Here is a 1,333-nt window from a genome sequence, read left to right as displayed (position 1 = left end):
GTTCATGAGGTGGCCCTCAAGCATGGCTTGAGTCCATCGCTGCTTCGTCGCTGGGTCAAGGGTTTTGAAAAGCACGGCGCCTCTGGCTTGATTGCCAAGTACAGCCATTACGATGCCCAGTTTAAATTGAAGGTTTTGCAGTGCATCAAACAAGACGGACTGTCGGACCACCAGGCCTGTATACGGTTTGATATCCGTGGTCCAAGTAGTATCAGGCAGTGGCGAAAGCTGTACGATGAAGGCGGTGCAGAAGCACTACAACCGCATCGTCTTAAAGAGTCCAGCATGCCCCGCAAACCTTCCAGGCAACCCAAAGCAAGTCCTGCTCTTCCTGCGGACGCAGAACTGACCCCTGCACAAATGCTCGCAGAACTGGCTTATCTGCGCGCGGAGAATGCCTATCTAAAAAAGCTCGATGCCTTAATCCAAGCGGATCCCCTTACTGCGCAGCCAAAAAAACGCAGGCCGTCCAAGGATTGAGGCATGAGCATCCACTTGCTCTGTTGCTACGTGCTGCGGCACTTGCACGCAGCACCTTCTATTACCAAAGTAAAACACTGCTAACCGACAAGCATGCAGGCCTTAAAGATCGCATCCGCAGCGTCTATCACGGGCATAAGGGGCGTTACGGCTACCGCCGCATCACCGCGACCCTTGGAAACAGTGGTGAGTTGATCAATCACAAAAAGGTGTATCGGCTGATGCAGATGATAGGCCTCAAGTCGCTGGTCAAAGTGAAAAAATATCGCTCTTACCGAGGTGCTGAAGGGCTTGTTGCGCCTGATCTACTAAAGCGCGAATTTAAGGCACAAGCCCCTAACCAGAAATGGGCAACCGACGTGACGGAGTTCAAGGTGAAGGGGCAAAAGCTGTTTCTCTCGCCTCTCATGGATTTGTACAACGGCGAGATCCTGGCTTACCAGGTCAACCGACGTCCCGAATTCAGGATGGTTTCGACGATGCTGGAAAAAGCCTTCGGGCGACTGAATCAAGGTGACAAGCCGATACTGCACTCTGACCAGGGTTGGCAGTACAGGCAGCCTACCTACCGACACATGCTGGCCGAAAAGAGCATCGAGCAGAGCATGTCGCGCAAGGGTAATTGCTTGGACAATGCCGCCATGGAGAGCTTTTTCGGCACGCTCAAGAGCGAGTTTTTCTATCTGGAATCATTTGAGAGTGTGGAGCAACTGGCATCAGGCTTAGAGGATTACATCACCTACTACAACCAAGACCGCATAAGCCTCAGACTGAATGGCTTGAGTCCGGTACAGTTTCGGACCCAGGCACTAAATCAATAGCGTCTCCTGTCCAACTTTTGGGGGGCAGTTCA

Annotated in this window: 1 protein-coding gene and 1 pseudogene; both read left to right on the top strand. The window is 52.3% G+C overall.

Annotated elements, in window-relative coordinates; genetic code table 11:
- Positions 1-9 precede the first annotated feature (9 nt).
- Positions 10-480: a transposase gene (locus ODQ19_RS27920; protein WP_330211827.1), complete on the top strand. Its 471-nt coding sequence runs from the start codon at positions 10-12 to the stop codon at positions 478-480.
- Positions 459-1,301 (top strand): annotated as a pseudogene (locus ODQ19_RS27915) (IS3 family transposase); the annotation flags it as partial. The gene ODQ19_RS27920 and the pseudogene ODQ19_RS27915, both read left to right, overlap by 22 nt.
- Between the last annotated feature and the right edge of the window lie 32 nt (positions 1,302-1,333).

The sequence above is a fragment of the Pseudomonas sp. AM4(2022) genome (genome assembly GCF_036346515.1).
In the GTDB taxonomy this organism is placed as follows: Bacteria; Pseudomonadota; Gammaproteobacteria; order Pseudomonadales; family Pseudomonadaceae; genus Aquipseudomonas; species Aquipseudomonas paracarnis.
This window is presented reverse-complemented; position numbering and strand designations above follow the sequence as displayed.